This window comes from Pantoea sp. ABR1s, assembly GCF_057812235.1.
Window position 1 is genome coordinate 1,051,083 of the sequence record NZ_CM173823.1, and the last position, 21,981, is coordinate 1,073,063.

Genomic DNA, 21,981 nt, shown 5'->3' on the forward strand with positions numbered 1-21,981 from the left:
TCAGATCAAGAATTTTCATCAAATTAGGGATCTCTGATAGGCAATGCCGGACTCAGCCCCTATAATCGGCGCCGTTTCTTAACCGGGGCGGACGCCACCGGTTTCTTCAGAACGTCAAGACAGAGGTCATCATGGCAATCGAACGTACTTTTTCTATCATCAAGCCAAACGCCGTCGCTAAAAATGTGATTGGTGCTATCTATAACCGTTTTGAAAGCGCTGGCTTCAAAATCGTTGGCGCAAAAATGCTGCAGCTGAGCAAAGAGCAGGCTGAAGGTTTTTACGCTGAGCACCAGGGCAAGCCATTCTTCGATGGTCTGGTTGAATTCATGACCTCTGGCCCGGTTGTTGTTTCCGTGCTGGAAGGTGAAAATGCCGTTCAGCGTCACCGTGACCTGATGGGTGCCACTAACCCGGCAAACGCACTGGCTGGCACACTGCGTGCTGACTACGCTGACAGCTTCACCGAAAACGCCACGCACGGTTCAGATTCTGCTGAATCCGCTGCCCGCGAAATCGCTTATTTCTTTGGCGAAAACGAGATCTGCCCACGTACCCGTTAATCGCCTGGCGATAAACGTTACGTAGGCTTTACAAAAATCTGCGTAGGGGAGGTCACTCCCGCCTGTTATCAGGCTGCAGATGTTGTACAATATTGCGCCTTCATTGACTCAGCTTAATGAAGGCGCAATTTTTTTCACCTATCCCTGAACAGCGCCATAACGTGTAACAACGAGGCCAGAGAATATTATGTCCGAACAGATTGTGACGTCCGCGTCAGCATCCCCTATTGTCGTCTCCCCCAAAAGCCAGAAAATAAACCTGCTGGATCTCAACCGTCAGCAGATGCGCGAATTCTTCCTGTCGCTGGGCGAAAAGCCTTTCCGCGCCGATCAGGTCATGAAGTGGATTTATCACTACTGCTGCGATGACTTCGAGCAGATGACCGACATCAACAAAAAGCTGCGTAACCGGCTGATGGAGCTGACGGAGATCCGTGCGCCAGAAGTGGCAGAAGAGATGCGCTCTACCGACGGCACCATCAAATGGGCCATTCGCGTGGGCGACCAGCTGGTGGAAACGGTCTATATCCCGGAAGGGGACCGCGCCACGCTCTGTGTCTCTTCACAGGTGGGTTGTGCGCTGGAGTGTAAATTCTGTTCGACCGCACAGCAGGGCTTTAACCGTAACCTGCGGGTGTCAGAAATTATTGGTCAGGTGTGGCGCGCGGCAAAAATTGTCGGCGCAGCGAAAATCACCGGCCAGCGTCCTATCACCAACGTGGTGATGATGGGCATGGGCGAGCCGCTGCTCAACCTCAATAACGTGGTCCCGGCGATGGAGATCATGCTGGATGACTTCGGTTTTGGTCTGTCGAAGCGTCGCGTGACCCTCTCCACTTCGGGTGTGGTGCCCGCGCTGGATAAACTGGGCGATATGATCGACGTCGCGCTGGCGATTTCCCTGCACGCGCCTAACGATAAGTTGCGTGATGATATTGTCCCGATCAACAAAAAGTACAATATCGAAACCTTCCTGGCGGCGGTGAAACGCTACATTGGCAAATCCAACGCCAATCAGGGACGCGTGACCATTGAGTATGTGTTGCTGGATCACGTCAATGACAGCACAGATGATGCGCATGAACTCGCCGCATTACTGAAAGAAACACCGTGTAAAATCAACCTGATCCCCTGGAACCCCTTCCCGGGCGCGCCTTATGGCCGTAGCTCCAACAGCCGCATCGATCGTTTCTCCAAAGTCCTGATGGACTATGGTTTTACGACCATCGTGCGTAAAACCCGTGGCGACGATATCGATGCCGCCTGTGGTCAGTTAGCCGGTGAGGTGATCGACCGTACCAAGCGTACGATGCGTAAAAAAATGGCGGGTGAAGCCATCTCTGTGAAGGCTCTCTAGAAGAGTGACTCGGAGCGTTTCCTGAAGTGATGACGCGTGGCAGGCTGCAGCCTGTCAACGTCAACCGGATGGAAACGATTATGCGTAACGGATTACCTGCAGTTTTACTGGCGCTGTTTGTTGTAAGCGGGTGTGTCAGCCAGCATCACGAACCCGGAGCAGAAGAGGTGCGTCTGCAGTTAGGGATGCACTATCTGGCGGGTGGCGACTATGCCGCAGCTGAGCGAAACTTTCTGCGGGCACAGGCCGCCGCGCCAGAGGATTACCGGGTCTCGCTTGCGCTGGCTCGACTGGCGCAGAAGCAGGGTAATCAGACAGCGGCGCAGGCACGGTTTATACTGGCACAGCAGCAGGCCCCGGATAATGGTTTTGTTGCTAACAATTACGGTGCGTTTCTCTGCGCTTTAAGGCAGTATGGCGAAGCGCATCAACAGTTTAGTCGGGCAAGCGCAGCACCGCAGTTTGATGCACGCAATGACGCGCTTGAACTGGCAGGGTTTTGTTATCTGCAGGCTGGCGATATTGCCGATGCCCGCAGGACACTACGCCAGGCCATTGAGGCTGACAGACGCAAAGCTGATTCGCTGCTGTCGGAAGCTGAAAAGCAGATGGCAGATAACCATCTGGCGAAGGTGCAGGTTTTGCTTGATATTTACCAGCAACAGCTGCCCGCAACGGCACGAAGTCTGGCGTTACACTTACGTTTCGCCGCGCTACAGGGAGATGCCGCTGACGTTTCACGTTATGGCGACCAGTTAGCGCGACGTTTTCCGCAATCGATACAGTACCAGCGTTATTTAGCTAATGAATACTGAAGCCACTCAAGAAAACTCTGCATTACATTCAACAGGTGAACGCCTGCGTCTGGCCCGTGAGCAGATGGGGCTGACGCAGCAGAACGTCGCTGAACGCCTGTGCCTGAAACTTTCTACCGTGCGTGATATCGAGGAAGACAAATCGCCTGCCGATCTGGCCTCCACGTTCCTGCGCGGATACATTCGCTCCTACGCGCGTCTGGTGCACATTCCTGAAGAGGAACTGCTGCCGATGATGGCGAAACAGACACCGATTCGGGCTTCAAAGATCGAGCCGATGCAAAGTTTCTCGCTGGGCAAACGCCGCAAGAAACGCGACGGCTGGTTGATGATTTTCACCTGGCTGGTGGTGTTTGTGGTGGTGGGGCTGACCGGTGCCTGGTGGTGGCAGAATCATAAAGAGTCGCAGGATGATCTGGTGCCGATGACCGATCAGAACAGCAGCAGCGGTGATAGCGGCCAGTCGATTCCGCTGGGTGAATCCAGTGGTGACAGCGCGGCACCTGCCGCGCCTGACGAAAGCAATACCACCAGTGACAACAGCGCAGCCAGTGCGCCAGCGAGTGCGGCTCCGGCCGCCACTGGCAGCAATAGCGCGACCACCGCACAGCCGGATACCACCAGCAATGCCGTGGTTTCACCGAGCCAGGCGCCCGTGGACAACTCAGCGGCTGCACCTGCGGCCGCGAACACGAATACCAATAACAGCACGGCACCTCAGATGCCAGTAGGTGCAGCGGCGGTCAGTGAACCGGCTGCTGACCCTAATGCGGTGGTGATGACCTTTAACGCCGACTGCTGGCTGGAAGTGAGCGATGCCACCGGCAAAAAACTGTTCAGCGGCATTCAGCGCAGTGGTGGTAAACTCAGCCTCGCAGGAACGCCTCCGTATCGTCTGAAAATTGGCGCGCCTTCCGCTGTTCAGTTGCAATATCAGAATCAGCCCGTTGATTTAAGTCGTTTTATCCGTAATAACCAGGTTGCTCGCCTGACGTTGGGTGCGCAATAACAGCGTATCGCGTACCGGGCAATTGTGGAGAAGAAATATGCATAACGAAGCACCCATTATCCGTCGTAAATCCAAACGCATTTACGTCGGCAAGGTGCCGGTCGGTGACGGCGCACCCATCGCTGTCCAGTCGATGACCAACACCCGCACCACTGACGTGGAGGCGACGGTAAATCAGATCAAAGCCCTTGAGCGAGTCGGTGTCGACATCGTTCGTATCTCGGTGCCTACCATGGATGCCGCAGAAGCATTCAGGCTGATCAAACAGCAGGTAAACGTCCCGCTGGTTGCAGATATTCATTTTGACTACCGCATCGCCCTGAAAGTCGCCGAGTATGGCGTCGACTGCCTGCGCATCAATCCCGGTAACATCGGGAACAATGAGCGCATCCGTATGGTGGTCGACTGCGCGCGCGACAACAATATTCCGATTCGAATCGGCGTGAACGCCGGTTCGCTGGAGAAAGATCTGCAGGAAAAGTATGGCGAGCCGACGCCGCAGGCGTTGCTGGAATCTGCCATGCGCCATGTCGATCATCTCGACCGTCTTAACTTCGATCAATTTAAAGTCAGCGTTAAAGCCTCTGACGTTTTCCTCGCGGTTGAATCTTATCGTCTGCTGGCGAAACAGATTGAACAGCCACTGCATCTCGGTATCACCGAAGCGGGCGGCGCGCGGGCTGGCGCAGTGAAATCGGCGATTGGACTGGGTCTGCTGCTGTCAGAAGGGATCGGCGATACGCTGCGTATCTCGCTGGCCGCCGATCCGGTAGAAGAAGTCAAAGTCGGTTTCGATATCCTCAAGTCACTGCGCATCCGTTCTCGTGGCATCAACTTCATCGCCTGTCCGACCTGCTCACGTCAGGAGTTCGACGTTATCGGCACGGTCAACGCGCTGGAGCAGCGTCTGGAAGACCTCATCACCCCGATGGATGTCTCCATCATCGGCTGCGTGGTCAACGGACCTGGCGAGGCGACCCTCTCTACGCTGGGCGTGACCGGCGGCAGCAAGAAGAGTGGTTTCTACGAGGATGGTGTGCGTCAGCGCGATCGTCTCGACAACAATGACATGATCGATCAGCTGGAAGCGCGCATTCGTGCTAAAGCGTCGATGCTGGATGCCAGTCGCCGTATTGATGTGCAGCATCTGGAAAAATAATGGCGTACGCGGTTTGCGTGCGTGACTTTTTTGACTGAACCTGTGCGGTTTCATCCTCATAAGGTATGATGCCGGACAGGTTTTTTTGCATTAAGAGATTCTAACGTGGCGAAGAATATTCAGGCGATTCGCGGGATGAACGACTACCTGCCTGCGGATACTGCCCTCTGGCAACGGATTGAAGGCGTTCTCAAGCAGACGCTGGCGAGCTACGGTTACAGCGAAATTCGCTTACCGCTGGTGGAGCAAACCCCACTGTTTAAACGCGCCATCGGTGAAGTCACCGACGTGGTTGAAAAAGAGATGTATACCTTCGAAGACCGCAACGGTGAAAGCCTGACGCTGCGTCCGGAAGGCACTGCAGGTTGCGTGCGAGCCGGTATTGAACACGGTTTACTCTACAACCAGGAGCAGCGCCTGTGGTATATGGGCCCGATGTTCCGCTATGAGCGTCCGCAGAAAGGCCGCTATCGTCAGTTCTACCAGATTGGCGTGGAAGTGTTTGGTCTGCAGGGTCCGGACATCGATGCTGAACTGATCATGCTGAACGCCCGCTGGTGGAAAGCCCTGGGTATCTCTGAGCACGTTCGTCTGGAACTCAACTCTATCGGTTCGCTGGAAGCACGCGCGCATTACCGCGACGCGCTGGTCGCCTTCCTTGAACAGCACAAAGAGGTGCTGGATGAGGATTGTAAACGCCGCATGTACACCAATCCGATGCGCGTTCTCGACACTAAAAATCCTGATATCCAGCAGTTACTGAATGATGCGCCACAGCTTGGCGACTATCTTGACGACGAATCACGTGAACATTTCAGCGGCCTGTGTGCCCTGCTGGATGACGCCGGGATTAGCTACACCGTCAATCAGCGTCTGGTACGCGGTCTTGATTATTACAATCGCACCGTGATTGAGTGGGTCACCGATAGCCTGGGTTCACAGGGCACGGTATGTGGTGGCGGTCGCTATGATGGCCTGGTTGAGCAGCTCGGTGGGCGCGCAACACCTGCCGTTGGCTTTGCCATGGGCATGGAGCGTCTGGTGCTGCTGGTTCAGGCGGTTAATCCTGAATTTGAACCGACGAGCAATGTGGATGTCTATGTTATCGCTTCAGGTCAGGGCGTGCAGTCTGCAGCAATGCAGCTGGCTGAGAAATTGCGTGATGAAGCGCCAGAACTGAGGCTGATGACCAACTTTGGCGGCGGCAACTTCAAGAAACAGTTTGCCCGTGCTGACAAGTGGGGCGCTCGCGTCGCACTGGTGTTAGGCGAGGACGAGGTCAAAGCCGGTCAGGTCGTGATTAAAGATCTGCGCCGTGGCGAGCAGCAAACGCTGGATCAGGCAGAGGCTGCTGCTGTCTTGCGCTCGCTGTTACAGTAAGCGTGACACAGCACCAACCATAGAAAGGAGAGGGATTGCGTGGAAGTGTATAGCAATGAGAACGAGCAGACCGACGCGCTGCGCAACTTTTTTGCCAACAATGGCAAAGCGTTAGCTATTGGCGTGGTGATCGGCATTGCTGCGCTGGGCGGCTGGCGTTACTGGAGCAGTCATCAGGACGATACGGCGAAGACAGTATCAGCGCAGTATCAGCAGCTCACCAGCGCCATGCAGGCGGGCAAACCGGAGACGCTGGAAGCGGTAAACCGTTTTGCCAGTGAAAACAGCAACACCTACGGTGCGCTGGCTGCGATGGATCTGGCGAAGCAGTATGTTGACGCCGGTCAGCTTGATAAAGCCGCGACGCTGCTGCAAAACGGACTGAAAGATACCAAAGATGCCAATCTGCAGGCGGTGATTAACCTGCGCCTGGCACGCATTCAACTGCAACAGAATCAAGCGGATGCGGCGCTTAAAACCCTTGACGGTGTGAAGGGTGATGGCTGGACAGCCATTGTGGCCGATATTCGCGGCGAAGCGCTGCTGACCAAAGGCGACAAGCAGGGCGCGCGCGATGCCTGGAGTAAAGGGGTTGAATCTGACGCCTCTCCGGCATTGAAGCAAATGATGCAGATGAAGATGAATAACTTAAGCTAAGCCAGTCAAGAGAGAGCGCATGGAATTACGTAAATACCTGCTGCCGGGACTGATTTCAGTCACTTTGCTCAGCGGTTGTTCGCTGTTTAGCGGCGAAGAAGATGTAGTAAAAATGGCCCCGTTACCGAAGGTGGAAAATCAGTTCACGCCACAGAAAGTGTGGAGCACCTCGGTAGGCGATGGTGTCGGTGATTTCTACTCAAATCTGCATCCTGCCTGGCAGGATAATACGGTTTATGCTGCCGACCGCTTTGGTATCGTCAAAGCGCTCGATGCCGCAGACGGTAAAGAAAAATGGAAAGTCGATCTCTCTGAGAAAACCGGCTTCTTCTCTAAAAATCGCTCAGCCATGTTATCAGGTGGCCTGACGGCTGATGGCGATCGGGTCTATGTTGGCAGCGAGCGCGGCCAGGTTTATGCCCTCAACAGCAGTGATGGTAGCCTGGCGTGGCAGACGAAAGTCGCCGGCGAAGCACTGTCACGTCCGGTAGTCAGCGATGGTCTGGTGCTGGTTCATACCAGCAACGGCATGTTGCAGGGCCTGGATCAGAGCAGCGGTGCCGTGAAGTGGAGCGTCAACCTGGATATGCCAGCGTTGTCTCTGCGCGGTGAATCTGCTCCGGCTGTCGCTTTTGGTGGCGCGATTGTCGGTGGCGACAATGGTCGTGTCAGTGCCGTGGTGCTGAACCAGGGACAACTGGTCTGGCAGCAGCGTATTTCCCAGGTCAGCGGTGCCACTGAGATCGATCGTCTTAACGATGTCGATACCACACCGGTTATCGTCAACGGCGTGGTTTACGCGCTGGCGTATAACGGCAATCTGACAGCACTGGATCTGCGTTCCGGCCAGATTTTGTGGAAACGCGAAATTGGCGGTGTGAAAGATCTGATTGTTGATGCCGGCCGCATCTATCTGGTCGATCAGGACGATCGTGTGATTGCGCTTAACGCTGACGGCGGTGTCGCCATCTGGCGTCAAAGCGATCTGCTGCATCGCAACCTGACTTCGCCGGTGCTCTACAACGGCTATCTGGTTGTCGGCGACAGCGAAGGTTATCTGCACTGGCTGAACACCACGGATGGTCGTTTTGTTGCGCAGCAGGAACTGGATAGCTCAGGCTTCCAGACCGAGCCGGTGGTCGCCAGCGATAAGCTGCTGATCCAGTCGAAAGATGGTGAGGTTTATGCGATTACCCGTTAACGGGTACACGTCTGGCAGGTGAAATCCTCCGTTCCGACGGCTCCTGATTTAATCAGGGGCCGTTTCGTTTTTAGTCAGGCATGGTATTCTTTGCGCCTTAAGCCTGAACTTGACGGCCAGAGCCGTTATAATCACGCCATTCGGGCGATTAATTATTTATTGAGGCATTTTGTTATGGTACCTGTGGTCGCGCTGGTTGGGCGTCCCAATGTGGGAAAATCTACGCTATTTAACCGCTTAACCCGCACACGTGATGCGCTGGTAGCGGATTTTCCTGGACTGACTCGCGATCGCAAATATGGTCGCGCCGAAGTGGAAGGGCGCGAATTTATTGTTATTGATACCGGTGGTATCGACGGCACCGAAGAGGGTGTTGAAACGCGGATGGCCGAGCAGTCACTGCTGGCGATTGAAGAAGCGGATGTCGTGCTGTTTATGGTCGATGCGCGTGCGGGCATGATGGCCGCCGATCAGCAAATCGCTAAGCATCTCCGTTCCCGCCAGAAAGCGACTTTCCTGGTGGCCAACAAAACTGACGGGATGGATCCTGATCAGGCGGTTGTGGACTTCTATTCACTGGGCCTGGGCGAGATCCACGCCATTGCGGCATCGCATGGTCGTGGTGTGAGCAGCCTGATAGAAGAGGCACTGCTGCCATGGATGGACAAAGTTGAGACGGTCGAGCTCACGGAAGAAGAAGAGAACCAGGCGTACTGGGCTGCGCTTGAAGCTGACGAGATTGCTGAGCAGGAAGCCGCCGAGGAAGAAGAAAACTTCGACCCGACGGGCCTGCCGATCAAACTGGCGATTGTTGGCCGTCCTAACGTAGGTAAGTCAACGCTTACCAACCGTATTCTCGGTGAAGACCGCGTGGTGGTCTACGATATGCCGGGCACCACCCGCGACAGCATCTATATTCCGATGGAGCGTGATGGACGTGAATACGTTCTGATCGATACGGCGGGTGTGCGTAAGCGTGCCAAAATCTCTGACACCGTAGAGAAATTTTCGGTGATCAAGACGCTGCAGGCGATTGAAGATGCCAACGTGGTGATGCTGGTGATTGATGCCCATGCCGGTATTTCCGACCAGGATCTGTCGCTGCTTGGCTTCATTCTCAACAGTGGTCGTTCGCTGGTGATTGTGGTCAACAAATGGGATGGCCTGTCGCAGGAAGTGCGTGATGAAGTGAAAGAGACACTGGACTACCGTCTGGGCTTTATCGATTTCGCCCGCATCCACTTTATCTCTGCGCTGCACGGCAGCGGCGTCGGCAATCTGTTTGAGTCGATCACTGAAGCCTATGACTGTTCGACGAAGCGTGTAAACACCTCGCTGCTGACCCGTATCATGAACATGGCGGCAGACGATCACCAGCCACCGCTGGTACGCAGTCGTCGCGTTAAGCTCAAATACGCGCACGCGGGGGGCTATAACCCGCCTATCGTGGTAATCCACGGTAATCAGGTTAAGGATCTGCCCGATTCTTACAAACGCTACCTGATGAACTATTTCCGTAAATCACTCAACGTGATGGGAACGCCAATTCGTATTCAGTTCAAAGAGGGTGATAACCCTTATGAAGGCAAACGTAACCTGCTGACGCCAACGCAGCAGCGTAAACGTAAGCGTCTGCTGGCGCATATGAAAAAGAACAAGCGTTAAGAATAGAGGGCCATCTGGCCCTCTTTTTTTTTCTCTGAATAAACCGGAGCAGGGAGAAAATAATGACTATTATTTGCGAAAAATGTCAGCAACCGCTGTCGCTCAGTGACGGGGAATTTATCTGTAATACCTGCGGTACGCATTACCCCGCACAACCCTGCTGTCCGGCGTGTCATCAGCCGCTTGAGGTGCTCAAAGCCTGCGGCGCGGTGGACTATTTTTGCCGGAACGGACATGGCCTTATCTCCCGCAAGCGCGTCCTTTTCCAGCCGCCAGGTCACTGACGCCGCTTTCAGCTACGCTTAAAACGTCTGAGAATTCAGAGCAACGACTGGCTCATTTTGTAGCAAAAATGCTATTGCGCCGTAACAAATGGGTTGTAGATGTTCACTCTGTAATGTACCAGGTGGTACAATCCTGCCGCGTCGTGGGAGGGGCCAGCCACATCCGTGTTCTTCCGGCCCATCGATCTCACGGACGCGGGTCTGTTTATATTCGATTTGAAACCGAGCGGTGCCTGGCGCGGACTGCCTTATCGCGCCGGCGTCCGGATGGCATCTGTCCGGGCGCTCTGTTTATTCAGGAGAGTAAGTATTATGGCTGAAACATCCTCCCGCTCCGGAAAGGGGCTGGGAATAGCATCCGTGCTGCTCGGACTGGTGCTACTTGCCACCGGTCTGTTTTTTGCAATTGGCGGCGGCAAACTGGTTGCACTTGGTGGCAGCGGGTACTTTTTAAGTGCGGGTATCGTCACTGTACTCTCCGCAATTCAGTTCTTCCGTCGCAAATCCTCGGCAGTGGTTCTGTTCCTGCTGGTCTTTGTCGGCACCCTGATCTGGTCGCTGTTCGACGCGGGCCTGGAATTCTGGCCGCTGGTATCACGCCTGATGGTGCCTGCCGGACTGATGCTGCTTGCCTTCCTGATCTGGCCTTCATTGCGTAAGCATGAAGGTAAGCACTCACTGGCAAAACCCTCTTATGCGTTCTCTGCGCTGCTGGCGGCAGGCATGGTTGTTACGCTGGTGCAGATGTTCCAGCCCCATCCTACCGTTGCAGGCACGGGCGAAGAGCTGCCGCTGATCCCGGTAGATAAAGCGAAACAGCAGAAAGACTGGGATAACTACGGTAATACCCCGCAGGGCAGCCGCTTTGTGGCGCTGGATCAAATTACCCGCGACAACGTGAAAGATCTGCAGGTGGCCTGGACTTTCCGCACCGGTGATACCCCTGTCAGCCCGACCGGCAACGGCGCAGAAGATCAGCAGACACCGTTGCAGATTGGCAATACCCTTTATCTCTGCACACCGCACAACAACGTCATCGCCGTTGAAGCCAACAGCGGTAAGCAGATCTGGAAACGTGAAATCAATGCCAAAGCGGAAGTCTGGCCGCGCTGCCGTGGTCTGGCTTACTTTGACGCCACGAAACCGCTGCAGCAGCCAGATAAGCCGGGGTCTTCACCTGTGACTGCCGCAGTGTTGCCAGCCGGTGACAGCTGTCAGCGTCGTATTCTGATGAACACCATCGACGCGCGTCTGATTGCGATCAATGCTGACAACGGTGAGTTCTGTGAAAACTTTGGCGATCACGGCATCGTTGATCTCAAAGCGGGCATGGGCAAGGCACCGGATCCGCAATATCAGCTGACCTCAGCGCCAACCCTGGCTGGCACCACTGTGGTGGTCGGCGGTCGCGTAGCGGATAACGTACAGACGGATATGCCGGGTGGCGTGTTGCGTGGCTTTGACGTTATCACCGGCCAGATGCGCTGGGCGTTTGACCCAGGCAATGTTGACCCGAATGCGATATTGATGCCGGGTAAAGATTATACCCGTAGTACGCCGAACTCATGGGCGCCAATGTCTTACGACTCGGAAATGAACACCGTGTTCATTCCAATGGGCAGTTCGTCGGTTGACCTCTGGGGTGCGAACCGTACTGAACTGGATCACAAATATGGCGCATCGGTTCTGGCGCTGGATGCCACGACCGGTAAAGAGAAGTGGGTCTATCAGACCGTGCATAACGATCTGTGGGACTTTGACCTGCCGATGCAGCCAAGCCTGATCGACTTCCCGCAAAAAGATGGCACTACCACACCTGCGGTAGTGATTGGCGGCAAAACCGGCATGATCTTCGTACTTGACCGTATGACCGGCAAGCCGCTGACCAAAGTCGAAGAACTGCCGATGCCGCAGGGTCATATCCCGAACGAGCAGTACACCAAAACGCAGCCACACTCGACCGGGATGCCGCAGATTGGCAACCAGACGCTGAAAGAGTCTGACATGTGGGGTGCCACGCCGTTTGATCAGCTGGCCTGCCGCATTGGCTTCAAATCCATGCGCTATGATGGCCTGTTCACCGTGCCGGACACCGACAAGTCTCTGAGCTTCCCGGGTTCGCTGGGCGGTATGAACTGGGGCAGCATGTCGGTCGATCCGAACAACCACCTGTTGTTCGTCAATGATATGCGTCTGGGTCTGTGGGTTCAGATGATCCCGGCTGATACCAGCAATATTGCGCGTGGCAGCAACGGCGGCGAAGCGATCAACACCGGTATGGGTGCCGTTCCGCTGAAAGGCACGCCATATGCTGTGAATAAAAATCGCTTTATGTCACCGCTGGGTATCCCATGTCAGAAACCGCCATTTGGTACGCTGTCGGCGATTGACATGAAAACGCAGAAAATCGTCTGGCAGGTGCCGGTCGGCACGGTGCAGGATACCGGACCATTCGGTATCAAGATGCGCGTGAAAATGCCGGTTGGCATGCCAACGCTGGGCGGTACGCTGGCCACGCAGGGCGGCCTGGTGTTCATCGCGGGTACGCAGGATTACTATCTGCGCGCCTTTGATTCTTCAACCGGCAAAGAGGTGTGGAAAGCACGTCTGCCGGTGGGCAGTCAGGGTGGACCGATGAGCTACGTCTCACCGAAAGATGGTAAGCAGTACATCCTGATCTCGGCAGGTGGCGCACGTCAGTCACCGGACCGTGGTGATTATGTGATTGCTTACGCGCTGCCAGACAGCAAGTAACAACACTTAATGAAAAGGGCCGACATTGTCGGCCCTTTTTTACGGAAAAGTCTTGCCTGGTTCGCTGTAAGACCGAGCATGCTCAGGGAACACGGTCAGATCGGAAAGTCGCAAAATCGTCATCCATGACTGCTCGGCCCGCGCCGTCCATGGCGCGGGACGCTTTCCTCCTCTGAACGTGTTACCTTCGCTTTAAGCTCATTTGTCGCTAACAGATGCACATCGGATTATCAGCAGTCTGTGGGCCGACATTGTCGGCCCTTTTTTTTGCTTATTTGCCGTCGCGCCACAGCGCCTGCAACTCAGGCGGCGCCACCTGTTCCGGAATCAACAGCACTATCGTCCCAACCTCGCGGTGGGTTGCATACTGAATCTGGATGCGAAAATAGCGCTGGTCGCCACTGCCCACCTGCGCGGCTTTCTCCTCCGGTTCGCCCAGCGGCATCGCCTGCTGCAGCGCATGGCAGACGCGCTCTCTTTCTGGCGGCGGCAGATCGCCCAGCATAAAGCGTCGTTCGGCGCGTAGCCCCGGAATAAAGGCCATGCCGCCTTCACGCGCGACGATGATGGTGGCGTCATCAGTGAGTTCGGGCAGGTCACTCATAGCACGCCAACCTCCTTCCACGCCTGTTCAATGGCACTGCCGACCGATTCGTTGAACCGTTTTTTACCATGCTGAACGGTGAAGCGGGCAAAGGTCTTAAAGTCAGCATCCTGTGGCAGTTCGTCGTCACACACCGTGTCGTACCAGGCATATCCCGCCTGTTCCCACGCATAACCACCCAGCGCTTTTGCTGCCAGATAAAAAGCCCGGTTAGGAATACCGGAATTGATATGAACCCCGCCATTATCTTCGCGTGTCTTCACGTAGTGATCCATGTGCGCCGGTTGCGGATCTTTGCCCAGCATCGGGTCATCATAGGCGGAACCAGGTTCAGACATTGAGCGCAGACCACGCCCATTGATGCCGCTTGCCAGCAGGCCTTCGCCGATAATCCAGTCCGCCTCATCGGCGCGCTGTTTTTTACTGAACTGTTTTACCAGCGAGCCAAACACATCTGACAGTGACTCGTTCAGTGCACCAGCCTGCTCGAAGTAGATCAAGCCGGCTTCATTTTCCGTCACGCCATGCGCCAGTTCGTGCGCCACAACGTCAATCGCAACGGTGAAGCGATTAAAGATTTCGCCGTCACCATCACCAAATACCATTTGCTGACCGTTCCAGAAGGCGTTCTGGTATTTGTCACCGTAGTGCACGGTACCGAGCAATTTCAGCCCCTGATTATCCAGCGAATTACGCTGATAAGCCTGCCAGAAGAAGTCATAGGTTACGCCAAGATAGTCCCATGCTTCCTCAGCCGCCACGTCGTCATTGCCGGGCTGGCCCTCCTGACGAATCAACTTACCTGGCAGGGTCTGCTGACTTTGCGCATCATAAATTTCACGATCCACGTGGCCGCCTGCCGCGGTTTTTGCCACCGGCTGCTTTTGCCAGTGTTCCGCCATCAGGTGCTGGACGTGTGTCAGGGTGCGACGTGCCTGCTCCTGCTGGTGGCCGGAACCGTGCGCGATGATTTTGCGAAGGATATAGGGAGGAATAACGCAATGAGCCATCTGAAACTCCTTGGCGACAGGGAATGTGCCAGAAAGTATAGACCCGTCAGTCTGGTTAGACCTCATTAGTAAGGCCAGCGTTAAGTGTAAAAGTGTGAGCTGACGGGCATAGTCAGGAGGCGGTTTTGCGGCGGCGCTTTTCTGAGACAACAACGTTGGCAAGCCATCTGAAACGCCCTGGCGACAGGGAATGTGCCAGAAAGTATAGACCCGTCAGGCTGGTTAGACCTCATTAGTGAGGCCAGCGTTAAGTGTAAAAGTGTGAGCTGACGGGCAGAGTCAGGAGACGGTTTTGCGGCGGCGCTTTTCTGAGGCAACAACGTTGGCCAGCCATCTGAAACGCCCTGGCGACAGGGAATGTGCCAGAAAGTATAGACCCGTCAGGCTGGTTAGCCCTCATTAGTGAGGCCAGCGTTAAGTGTAAAAGTGTGAGCTGACGGGCAGAGTCAGGAGACGGTTTTGCGGCGGCGCTTTTCTGAGACAACAACGTTGGCAAGCCATCTGAAACGCCCTGGCGACAGGGAATGTGCCAGAAAGTATAGACCTGTCAGGCGGGTTAGACCTCATTAGTGAGGCCAGCGTTAAGTGTAAAAATGTGAGCTGACGGGCAGAGTCAGGAGGCGGTTTTGCGGCGGCGCTTTTTTTCAGGCAGTAACTGCGTCACCTGGCTTTCAACCCAGCCATCATCAAGACGGGTACGGAGCAGGTCGCCGCTCTGGAGCTGTGCGGTTTTCTTCACCACCTGTCCGGCAGTGTCGGTGGTCACGCTAAAACCGCGCGCCAGCGTCGCCAGCGGGCTGACGCCTTCCAGCTGCGCCACCAACTGACCAAAGTGCTGTTTGCTGGTGCTCAGCTGTTTTGTCATGCTCTGCTGCAGGCGGTAGTGCCAGCTTTGCAGCTGTTTTTGCGCATCGAACAGCCGCTGCTGAGGCTGCTGGGCATTGAGTCGATGCGACAGACGATCCTGCTGACGCGTGGCCTGACGCAGGCGGGTTTCCATCGCTTCTCCCAGTCGCTGCTGCAGGCGGAACAGGGCGGTCTGCTGACGGGCCAGACGCAGCTGCGGATGCTGCTGTTGCAGACGATGTTCAAGGCGGGAGTAAAGCCGCTGCTGACGTGCCAGGTAGTAATCCATCGCCATCTCCAGCCGCTGTTGCTGTGACTGCAACTGGCGCAGTAACTCCAGCTGGTTACGGCTGACAATTTCAGCCGCGGCGGAAGGGGTGGGTGCACGTAAATCGGCAACGAAGTCGGCAATGGTGACATCGGTTTCATGACCCACCGCGCTGACGATGGGAATGCGGCTGGCAAAAATGGCGCGCGCCACGCGTTCATCGTTAAAGCCCCACAAATCTTCCAGCGAACCGCCGCCGCGTCCGACAATTAAGACGTCGCACTCGTTGCGCAGGTTGGCGATTTCAATTGCGCGGACGATAGCCGCTGGCGCATCGACGCCCTGAACCACGGTCGGGTAGATGACCACGGGCAGAGAGGGATCACGGCGATGCAGCACGCGTAACACATCGTGCAGCGCCGCGCCGGTGGAAGAGGTGATCACCCCGACCTGACGCGCCGGTTCCGGCAGCGGTTGCTTATGCTGCGGATCAAACAGTCCTTCGGTAGCCAGTTTTGCTTTCAGCAGTTCAAACTGCTGCTGCAGCAAGCCTTCACCCGCCGGATGCATACTTTCGGCAATCAGCTGATAGTCACCGCGTGGCTCATAGAGAGTGATGTTGGCGCGCACCAGCACCTGCTGACCATGCTGCGGACGGAAGGTGACGCGTCGGTTACTGTTGCGGAACATAGCACAGCGAACCTGAGCGCCATCATCTTTCAGCGTGAAGTACCAGTGACCGGATGCCGGTTGCGTGAAGTTGGAGATCTCGGCGCTGATCCAGACCAGGCCCATCTCTTTCTCCAGCAGCTGACGCACTGTCGTATTGAGACGGCTGACGGTAAAAATATTGGCGATGGGTGGCAGCGACATGTGACGAAGATCAAATTCCAAATCAGCAGGTTAATTCATCGATACTACAGGGCTGCCAGTGCGGATCAAGAGTTTTTCGTAAATAATGCTGGAGGCAATCGATTACGGCCTGTATAATGCCGCGGCAATATTTTATCTATTCTCAATCACCCGAGGTGGAGTATTGCCATGTTAAGAATCGCTAAAGAAGCACTCACTTTTGACGACGTTCTGCTCGTCCCTGCACACTCCACCGTCCTGCCGAATACGGCCGATCTCAGCACTCAGCTGACCAAAAATATCCGTTTAAATATTCCTATGCTCTCCGCTGCCATGGACACCGTGACCGAGTCGGGTCTGGCGATTGCGCTGGCACAGGAAGGCGGCCTTGGCTTCATCCATAAAAATATGTCAATCGAACGCCAGGCGGACGAAGTGCGCAAGGTGAAGAAACATGAAAGCGGCGTGGTGACTGAACCACAGACCGTTCTGCCAACCACCCCACTGGCTGACGTTAAAGCGCTGACCGAGCGCAACGGCTTTGCGGGCTATCCGGTGGTTAACCGCGACAACGAACTGGTGGGTATCATCACCGGTCGTGACGTGCGCTTTGTCACTGATCTTTCACAGCCTGTCTCTGCAGTCATGACCCCGAAAGATCGTCTGGTGACGGTGAAAGAGGGCGAAGCGCGCGATGTGGTGCTGCACAGGATGCATGAAAAGCGCGTTGAGAAAGCGCTGGTGGTGGATGACAGCTTCCATCTGCTGGGCATGATCACCGTTAAAGATTTCCAGAAAGCCGAACGTAAACCTAACGCCTGTAAAGATGAGCAGGGCCGTCTGCGTGTCGGTGCGGCAGTTGGCGCAGGTGCAGGTAACGAAGAGCGTATCGATGCGCTGGTTGCAGCGGGCGTTGACGTGCTGCTGATTGACTCTTCACACGGCCATTCTGAAGGCGTGCTGTCACGTATCCGTGAAACCCGTGCCAAATACCCGGACCTTGAAATCGTCGGCGGCAACGTAGCCACCGGTGCCGGCGCACTGGCGCTGGTTGCGGCAGGCGTCAGCGCCGTTAAAGTGGGTATCGGCCCGGGCTCTATCTGTACTACCCGTATCGTGACCGGCGTGGGCGTTCCGCAGATCACTGCCGTCTCTGATGCAGTCACCGCGCTGGAAGGCACCGGTATTCCGGTGATTGCCGATGGCGGTATCCGTTTCTCCGGTGACATCGCGAAAGCGATCGCCGCCGGTGCGTCCTGTGTCATGGTCGGTTCGATGCTGGCGGGGACCGAAGAGTCACCGGGCGAGATCGAACTCTATCAGGGCCGTTCGTTCAAATCCTATCGCGGTATGGGTTCACTGGGCGCGATGTCTAAAGGCTCTTCTGACCGCTACTTCCAGACCGATAACGCCGCTGACAAACTGGTGCCGGAAGGTATCGAAGGTCGCGTGGCCTATAAAGGCCGTCTGAAAGAGATCGTGCATCAGCAGATGGGCGGCCTGCGCTCGTGCATGGGCCTGACCGGTTGCCCGACCATTGATGACCTGCGCACTAAGGCGGAGTTTGTCCGCATCAGCGGCGCCGGCATCAATGAGAGCCACGTGCATGATGTGACCATCACCAAAGAGTCACCGAACTATCGCATGGGTTCATAATCCCGATTTCCCGCCCGGCTTCAGCCGGGCGCTTTTATTGATTAAGTCACCGTTCTGGAAAACCCTCAATGACGACGGAAAATATCCATAAGCATCGCATTCTGATTCTCGATTTCGGCTCACAATATACTCAGCTGGTTGCACGTCGCGTACGCGAGCTGGGCGTTTACTGTGAACTCTGGGCATGGGATGTCACCGAAGAGCAGATTCGCCAGTTCAACCCAAGCGGCATCATCCTTTCCGGTGGCCCGGAGAGCACCACCGAACTGAACAGCCCGCGTGCGCCTGAATATGTCTTCAGCGCTGGCGTGCCGGTGCTGGGTGTCTGCTACGGTATGCAGACGATGGCGATGCAGCTGGGCGGCACCGTTGCTGGCTCAACCGAGCGCGAGTTTGGTTATGCGCAGGTTGAAGTGACGACGCCAAGCGCCCTGGTTCGCGATATTGAAGATGCGATCAGCGCCGCTGGCAAACCATTGCTGGATGTCTGGATGAGCCATGGCGACAAAGTCACGGCGATCCCGGCTGACTTCGTGACCGTTGCCAGCACAGAAACCTGTCCGTTCGCCATCATGGCTAACGAAGAGAAGCGTTTCTACGGCGTGCAGTTCCACCCGGAAGTGACCCATACCCGCCAGGGCCTGCGGATGCTTGAGCGCTTCGTTATCGACATCTGTGAATGTGAAGCCCTGTGGACGCCAGCCAAAATCATTGAAGATGCGGTTGAACGCCTGCGTGTGCAGGTCGGCAACGACAAAGTGATCCTCGGCCTGTCAGGTGGTGTTGACTCCTCCGTGACGGCAATGCTGCTGCATCGCGCCATTGGCGACCGTCTGACCTGCGTGTTCGTAGATAACGGGCTGTTGCGCCTGAACGAAGCACAACAGGTTATGGATATGTTTGGCGACCACTTCGGCCTCAACATTATTCACGTTGAAGGCGAAGCGCGCTTCCTCGACGCGCTGGCAGGTGAGAATGAGCCGGAAGCGAAACGTAAAATTATCGGTCGCGTCTTTGTGGAAGTCTTCGACGAAGAAGCGCTGAAGCTGCAGGACGTTAAGTGGCTGGCACAGGGCACCATCTATCCGGATGTTATTGAGTCTGCGGCCTCTGCAACCGGTAAGGCGCACGTCATTAAATCGCATCACAACGTCGGCGGCCTGCCGAAAGAGATGAAGATGGGCCTGGTTGAGCCGCTGCGTGAGCTGTTCAAAGATGAAGTGCGTAAGATTGGTCTGGAGCTGGGCCTGCCTTACGACATGCTCTACCGCCATCCGTTCCCGGGTCCAGGTCTGGGCGTGCGCGTGCTGGGCGAAGTGAAGAAAGAGTATTGCGACCTGCTGCGCCGTGCCGATGCCATCTTCATTGAAGAGCTGCATAAAGCGGATCTCTATAACAAAGTCAGCCAGGCCTTCACCGTCTTCCTGCCGGTACGTTCAGTCGGCGTGATGGGCGATGGCCGTAAATATGACTGGGTTGTCTCGCTGCGTGCGGTGGAAACCATCGACTTTATGACCGCACACTGGGCGCACCTGCCGTATGATTTCCTGGGTCGTGTCTCTAACCGCATCATCAATGAAGTCGACGGCATCTCCCGCGTGGTGTATGACATCAGCGGTAAGCCACCAGCGACGATTGAGTGGGAATAACCTGGCCTCAGCCAGTTAATCCCTGATAAGTCTGCAGCCCGCTCCTCAGCGGGCTTTTTTTATTGCTCTGACCGTGCGCAGACTCGCTGTTTTAACCTTTCAGCACATCCAGGTCCGTCGCTGGTGTTTTCATGTTCACTTTGCCGGAAATTACGCTATCCTCCATGCAGTAAAAGCCCGCAACTGACGTCAGTTGTGTCCCGCTCTTACCCGCCGCTTTCACCGATTGTCTTTATCCCAAAGCCGCCGCTTACTGAAACCGCCTGCTGAACAGGCGTTTCGCGATTCTTACGCACCAGGAATGTTGTCATGCTCTCACTTAAAGTGTTCAGCCTGTTTTTTGTTGCCGTACTGCTGCTATCGCTGGGAGCCAGCATCGCGCAGGCGACGCGTCACAGCGATACCACAGAGCAGGGCGGCTGGTGGTCGGCTCGCCGCGATTCGGCCGGGATAGCGCCCGATCCACGCGCGTTATCTAACCTGGCTATTGTGCAGGTTTATGCCGCGCCGACCTATGGCTGGAAAGGGGCGGTGGCGGTGCATCCGTGGATCATCTTCAAGCGCGCCGGTGAAACGCGTTTCACTCGCTACGAAGTGATTAGCTGGGGCAGCGGCGATAAAGTCCGGCGCAACACCAACCTGCCTGATGGCTACTGGTATGGCGCAAAACCGCGGCTGCTGGTGGAACATCGCGGACCGGAAGCAGAAGCGATGATCCCGCAGATTGAAGCCGCCATTAAATCCTATCCGTGGCCGACAACCTATCGCGCCTGGCCTGGACCAAACAGCAACACCTTCCTGGCGCATATTGGCCGCGAAGTACCCGCTTTAAGGCTTGATCTGCCCGCTAACGCGCTGGGAAAAGATTACCGGCCACTGTGGCGTCCGGTCGGGCTGCCGCCATCCGGGCGCGGTGTGCAGGTGTCGATTCTGGGCGTGGCGGGAGTGACGCTGGGTGCAGAAGAGGGATTTGAAGTCAATCTGCTGGGCCTGAATATGGGACTCGATTTCACACCGTTCCGGCTGCGTCTGCCGTTTATTGGCGGCCTGGGAAATGACAACCTTCAGCAGGATAAGCCCTGACAGTCTGGCCCCGTCAGGGGCCGTTTCACCTCAGCACACGCCAAAGTCACCCTCTTCGTGATAGAGATTGACGCTCTCTGCTTTCACTTCGATCTCTTTTCTCGCCGCATCATCAACGCGTGCACACCATAAGGTGTCGCCTTCGACGCGCAGCACCTGCATTTTCGGGCCGCCGGTTTTCGACTGAACAAAATCCTCTGCTTTAAACATATTGCCTCCGTTGTTAATCGTTTCTGCTGCCAGATGACTTCTGGCGCTGATCGTTTTTTGTGTGACGTTTTCCAGTTTATACCCTGACTGTTTTACTGCGAGAAAAAGTCTGCGCATGCTGAGCCGCACTAAGATAATTTCATTGGGTTGTCACTTGACAACTTATCAATTCAGCGTCAGGATAGGGAAAAACATGGCAAGGAAGCGGCATCCCAACAAAGAGATCGAAACGGCGTTACGCTACGCCGAATCCCATGGCTGGCTGGTCGTCACGGGAGGCCATCACGCCTGGGGAAAAATGTACTGTCCGAAAAATCTGTTGATGTGCCGATGCGGGGAGTTTTGTCTGACCTGTATCTGGAGCACACCAAAAAACGCACATCAGCATGCCCGCGCGCTGCGACGCGTGGTCGACAACTGTCACTATCTGAAGTCCTGATGCAGCACAAGGAGAAGCATATGGAATATTGTTTCACATTACGGTTCAGCCTGCCGGAAGGGCATGCGCCGGTGGGTGAACTGCTGGAAACGCTGGCAGCGGCAGGCTGTGATGATGCGCTAATCGGCCTGGGCATGCCGGGCAGAATTGCACTGGAGTTCACCCGGGAGTCCGACTCTGCAACGGATGTATTGAAGCAGGCAGAAGAGGATGTGCTGCGTGCGATACCGGGGGCCACGCTGGTGGAAGCCGCACCCGATTTTGTGGGATTGACGGATGTGGCGGAGATCATCGGCATGACGCGTCAGAATATGCGTAAGCTGATGCTCAGCCACCGCCCGCCGTTTCCGCTGCCGGTGCATGACGGTAAAACCGCCATCTGGCACTTAGCGGATGTGCTGGAGTGGCTGAGTCAGCGAGGTAACTATACGCTGCCTGCGGCGACCCGAGAGCTGGCACAGGTAACGCGGCAGCGCAATCTTAACGGGTCGCTGCAACGTTACGGCCTGCAAGCCTGACG

Annotated in this window: 20 protein-coding genes; 16 read left to right on the top strand and 4 right to left on the bottom strand. The window is 55.7% G+C overall.

The features are described 5' to 3' along the window. Window positions 1-131 precede the first annotated feature (131 nt). From ndk to ACXKZD_RS04990, 11 genes are all read left to right on the top strand, one after another. Complete coding sequence (ndk, locus tag ACXKZD_RS04940) at window positions 132-563, top strand: nucleoside-diphosphate kinase (RefSeq protein ID WP_003848684.1); 432 nt, start codon at window positions 132-134, stop codon at window positions 561-563. A 187-nt stretch (window positions 564-750) separates the two neighbouring features. Beyond that, window positions 751-1,920 (top strand): dual-specificity RNA methyltransferase RlmN, encoded by a 1,170-nt coding sequence (rlmN, locus tag ACXKZD_RS04945; protein ID WP_010257560.1) that lies wholly within the window; start codon window positions 751-753, stop codon window positions 1,918-1,920. An 80-nt stretch (window positions 1,921-2,000) separates the two neighbouring features. Next, entirely contained in the window at window positions 2,001-2,735 is a 735-nt protein-coding gene (gene pilW / locus ACXKZD_RS04950; protein ID WP_060680799.1) for a type IV pilus biogenesis/stability protein PilW, read from the top strand. After that, complete coding sequence (rodZ, locus tag ACXKZD_RS04955) at window positions 2,725-3,744, top strand: cytoskeleton protein RodZ (protein WP_256844698.1); 1,020 nt, start codon at window positions 2,725-2,727, stop codon at window positions 3,742-3,744. The genes pilW and rodZ overlap by 11 nt, the downstream gene beginning before the upstream one ends. A gap of 37 nt (window positions 3,745-3,781) precedes the next feature. Continuing rightward, window positions 3,782-4,903, top strand: a complete 1,122-nt coding sequence (gene ispG / locus ACXKZD_RS04960) for a flavodoxin-dependent (E)-4-hydroxy-3-methylbut-2-enyl-diphosphate synthase (RefSeq protein WP_003848692.1) — start codon at window positions 3,782-3,784, stop codon at window positions 4,901-4,903. 105 nt (window positions 4,904-5,008) lie between these two features. Continuing rightward, entirely contained in the window at window positions 5,009-6,283 is a 1,275-nt protein-coding gene (gene hisS / locus ACXKZD_RS04965; protein WP_010257545.1) for a histidine--tRNA ligase, read from the top strand. A 39-nt stretch (window positions 6,284-6,322) separates the two neighbouring features. After that, window positions 6,323-6,940 (top strand): YfgM family protein, encoded by a 618-nt coding sequence (locus tag ACXKZD_RS04970; protein WP_010257542.1) that lies wholly within the window; start codon window positions 6,323-6,325, stop codon window positions 6,938-6,940. 19 nt (window positions 6,941-6,959) lie between these two features. Beyond that, on the top strand, window positions 6,960-8,141 hold the full coding sequence (gene bamB, locus ACXKZD_RS04975; protein ID WP_010257539.1) for an outer membrane protein assembly factor BamB: 1,182 nt from the start codon (window positions 6,960-6,962) through the stop codon (window positions 8,139-8,141). A 174-nt stretch (window positions 8,142-8,315) separates the two neighbouring features. Continuing rightward, window positions 8,316-9,806, top strand: a complete 1,491-nt coding sequence (gene der / locus ACXKZD_RS04980) for a ribosome biogenesis GTPase Der (protein WP_010257536.1) — start codon at window positions 8,316-8,318, stop codon at window positions 9,804-9,806. A gap of 62 nt (window positions 9,807-9,868) precedes the next feature. Then, window positions 9,869-10,090: a zinc ribbon domain-containing protein gene (locus ACXKZD_RS04985; RefSeq protein ID WP_010257531.1), complete on the top strand. Its 222-nt coding sequence runs from the start codon at window positions 9,869-9,871 to the stop codon at window positions 10,088-10,090. A 312-nt stretch (window positions 10,091-10,402) separates the two neighbouring features. Further along, window positions 10,403-12,844, top strand: a complete 2,442-nt coding sequence (locus ACXKZD_RS04990; protein WP_488981908.1) for a glucose/quinate/shikimate family membrane-bound PQQ-dependent dehydrogenase — start codon at window positions 10,403-10,405, stop codon at window positions 12,842-12,844. 271 nt (window positions 12,845-13,115) lie between these two features. On the opposite strand, the gene ACXKZD_RS04995 is transcribed toward ACXKZD_RS04990, so the two are convergent. The 3 genes from ACXKZD_RS04995 to xseA form a co-directional block, all read right to left on the bottom strand. Continuing rightward, window positions 13,116-13,448: a protealysin inhibitor emfourin gene (locus tag ACXKZD_RS04995; protein ID WP_010671321.1), complete on the bottom strand. Its 333-nt coding sequence runs from the start codon at window positions 13,446-13,448 to the stop codon at window positions 13,116-13,118. Further along, entirely contained in the window at window positions 13,445-14,458 is a 1,014-nt protein-coding gene (locus tag ACXKZD_RS05000; protein ID WP_488981909.1) for a M4 family metallopeptidase, read from the bottom strand. The genes ACXKZD_RS04995 and ACXKZD_RS05000 overlap by 4 nt, the downstream gene beginning before the upstream one ends. Window positions 14,459-15,071: 613 nt before the next feature. Continuing rightward, window positions 15,072-16,445: an exodeoxyribonuclease VII large subunit gene (gene xseA / locus ACXKZD_RS05005; protein ID WP_033758621.1), complete on the bottom strand. Its 1,374-nt coding sequence runs from the start codon at window positions 16,443-16,445 to the stop codon at window positions 15,072-15,074. A 168-nt stretch (window positions 16,446-16,613) separates the two neighbouring features. Between xseA and guaB the strand changes: the two genes are divergently transcribed. The 3 genes from guaB (at window position 16,614) to ACXKZD_RS05020 (ending at window position 20,812) form a co-directional block, all read left to right on the top strand. Next, the gene (gene guaB, locus ACXKZD_RS05010) at window positions 16,614-18,080 is read left to right on the top strand and encodes an IMP dehydrogenase (RefSeq protein WP_010671324.1); all 1,467 of its coding nucleotides are present in this window, start codon (window positions 16,614-16,616) and stop codon (window positions 18,078-18,080) included. Window positions 18,081-18,148: 68 nt separating this feature from the next. After that, the gene (gene guaA / locus ACXKZD_RS05015) at window positions 18,149-19,729 is read left to right on the top strand and encodes a glutamine-hydrolyzing GMP synthase (RefSeq protein WP_010671325.1); all 1,581 of its coding nucleotides are present in this window, start codon (window positions 18,149-18,151) and stop codon (window positions 19,727-19,729) included. A gap of 309 nt (window positions 19,730-20,038) precedes the next feature. Further along, complete coding sequence (locus ACXKZD_RS05020) at window positions 20,039-20,812, top strand: DUF3750 domain-containing protein (RefSeq protein WP_033758615.1); 774 nt, start codon at window positions 20,039-20,041, stop codon at window positions 20,810-20,812. Window positions 20,813-20,842: 30 nt separating this feature from the next. Here the strand turns inward: ACXKZD_RS05020 and ACXKZD_RS05025 are convergent, their stop codons facing one another. After that, window positions 20,843-21,022 carry a hypothetical protein gene (locus ACXKZD_RS05025; RefSeq protein ID WP_029519437.1) on the bottom strand — a complete coding sequence of 60 codons (180 nt, stop codon included), beginning with the start codon at window positions 21,020-21,022 and terminating at the stop codon, window positions 20,843-20,845. A gap of 193 nt (window positions 21,023-21,215) precedes the next feature. On the opposite strand from ACXKZD_RS05025, the gene ACXKZD_RS05030 reads away from it, so the two are divergent. Both ACXKZD_RS05030 and ACXKZD_RS05035 read left to right on the top strand, forming a co-directional pair. After that, window positions 21,216-21,461, top strand: a complete 246-nt coding sequence (locus tag ACXKZD_RS05030; protein WP_010671328.1) for a hypothetical protein — start codon at window positions 21,216-21,218, stop codon at window positions 21,459-21,461. A gap of 20 nt (window positions 21,462-21,481) precedes the next feature. Next, window positions 21,482-21,979, top strand: coding sequence for a helix-turn-helix transcriptional regulator (locus ACXKZD_RS05035; RefSeq protein ID WP_488981910.1), 498 nt, complete (start codon window positions 21,482-21,484; stop codon window positions 21,977-21,979). The last annotated feature ends 2 nt before the right edge of the window (window positions 21,980-21,981 follow it).

Coding starts and splice junctions, on each gene's coding strand:
- ACXKZD_RS04995 (WP_010671321.1), bottom strand. CDS start 13,448: ATGAGTGACCTGCCCGAACTCACTGATGACGCCACCATCATCGTCGCG.
- rodZ (WP_256844698.1), top strand. CDS start 2,725: ATGAATACTGAAGCCACTCAAGAAAACTCTGCATTACATTCAACAGGT.
- ndk (WP_003848684.1), top strand. CDS start 132: ATGGCAATCGAACGTACTTTTTCTATCATCAAGCCAAACGCCGTCGCT.
- bamB (WP_010257539.1), top strand. CDS start 6,960: ATGGAATTACGTAAATACCTGCTGCCGGGACTGATTTCAGTCACTTTG.
- ispG (WP_003848692.1), top strand. CDS start 3,782: ATGCATAACGAAGCACCCATTATCCGTCGTAAATCCAAACGCATTTAC.
- ACXKZD_RS05000 (WP_488981909.1), bottom strand. CDS start 14,458: ATGGCTCATTGCGTTATTCCTCCCTATATCCTTCGCAAAATCATCGCG.
- ACXKZD_RS05030 (WP_010671328.1), top strand. CDS start 21,216: ATGGCAAGGAAGCGGCATCCCAACAAAGAGATCGAAACGGCGTTACGC.
- xseA (WP_033758621.1), bottom strand. CDS start 16,445: ATGTCGCTGCCACCCATCGCCAATATTTTTACCGTCAGCCGTCTCAAT.
- ACXKZD_RS04985 (WP_010257531.1), top strand. CDS start 9,869: ATGACTATTATTTGCGAAAAATGTCAGCAACCGCTGTCGCTCAGTGAC.
- ACXKZD_RS05025 (WP_029519437.1), bottom strand. CDS start 21,022: ATGTTTAAAGCAGAGGATTTTGTTCAGTCGAAAACCGGCGGCCCGAAA.
- pilW (WP_060680799.1), top strand. CDS start 2,001: ATGCGTAACGGATTACCTGCAGTTTTACTGGCGCTGTTTGTTGTAAGC.
- guaB (WP_010671324.1), top strand. CDS start 16,614: ATGTTAAGAATCGCTAAAGAAGCACTCACTTTTGACGACGTTCTGCTC.
- guaA (WP_010671325.1), top strand. CDS start 18,149: ATGACGACGGAAAATATCCATAAGCATCGCATTCTGATTCTCGATTTC.
- ACXKZD_RS04990 (WP_488981908.1), top strand. CDS start 10,403: ATGGCTGAAACATCCTCCCGCTCCGGAAAGGGGCTGGGAATAGCATCC.
- ACXKZD_RS05020 (WP_033758615.1), top strand. CDS start 20,039: ATGCTCTCACTTAAAGTGTTCAGCCTGTTTTTTGTTGCCGTACTGCTG.
- ACXKZD_RS05035 (WP_488981910.1), top strand. CDS start 21,482: ATGGAATATTGTTTCACATTACGGTTCAGCCTGCCGGAAGGGCATGCG.
- der (WP_010257536.1), top strand. CDS start 8,316: ATGGTACCTGTGGTCGCGCTGGTTGGGCGTCCCAATGTGGGAAAATCT.
- rlmN (WP_010257560.1), top strand. CDS start 751: ATGTCCGAACAGATTGTGACGTCCGCGTCAGCATCCCCTATTGTCGTC.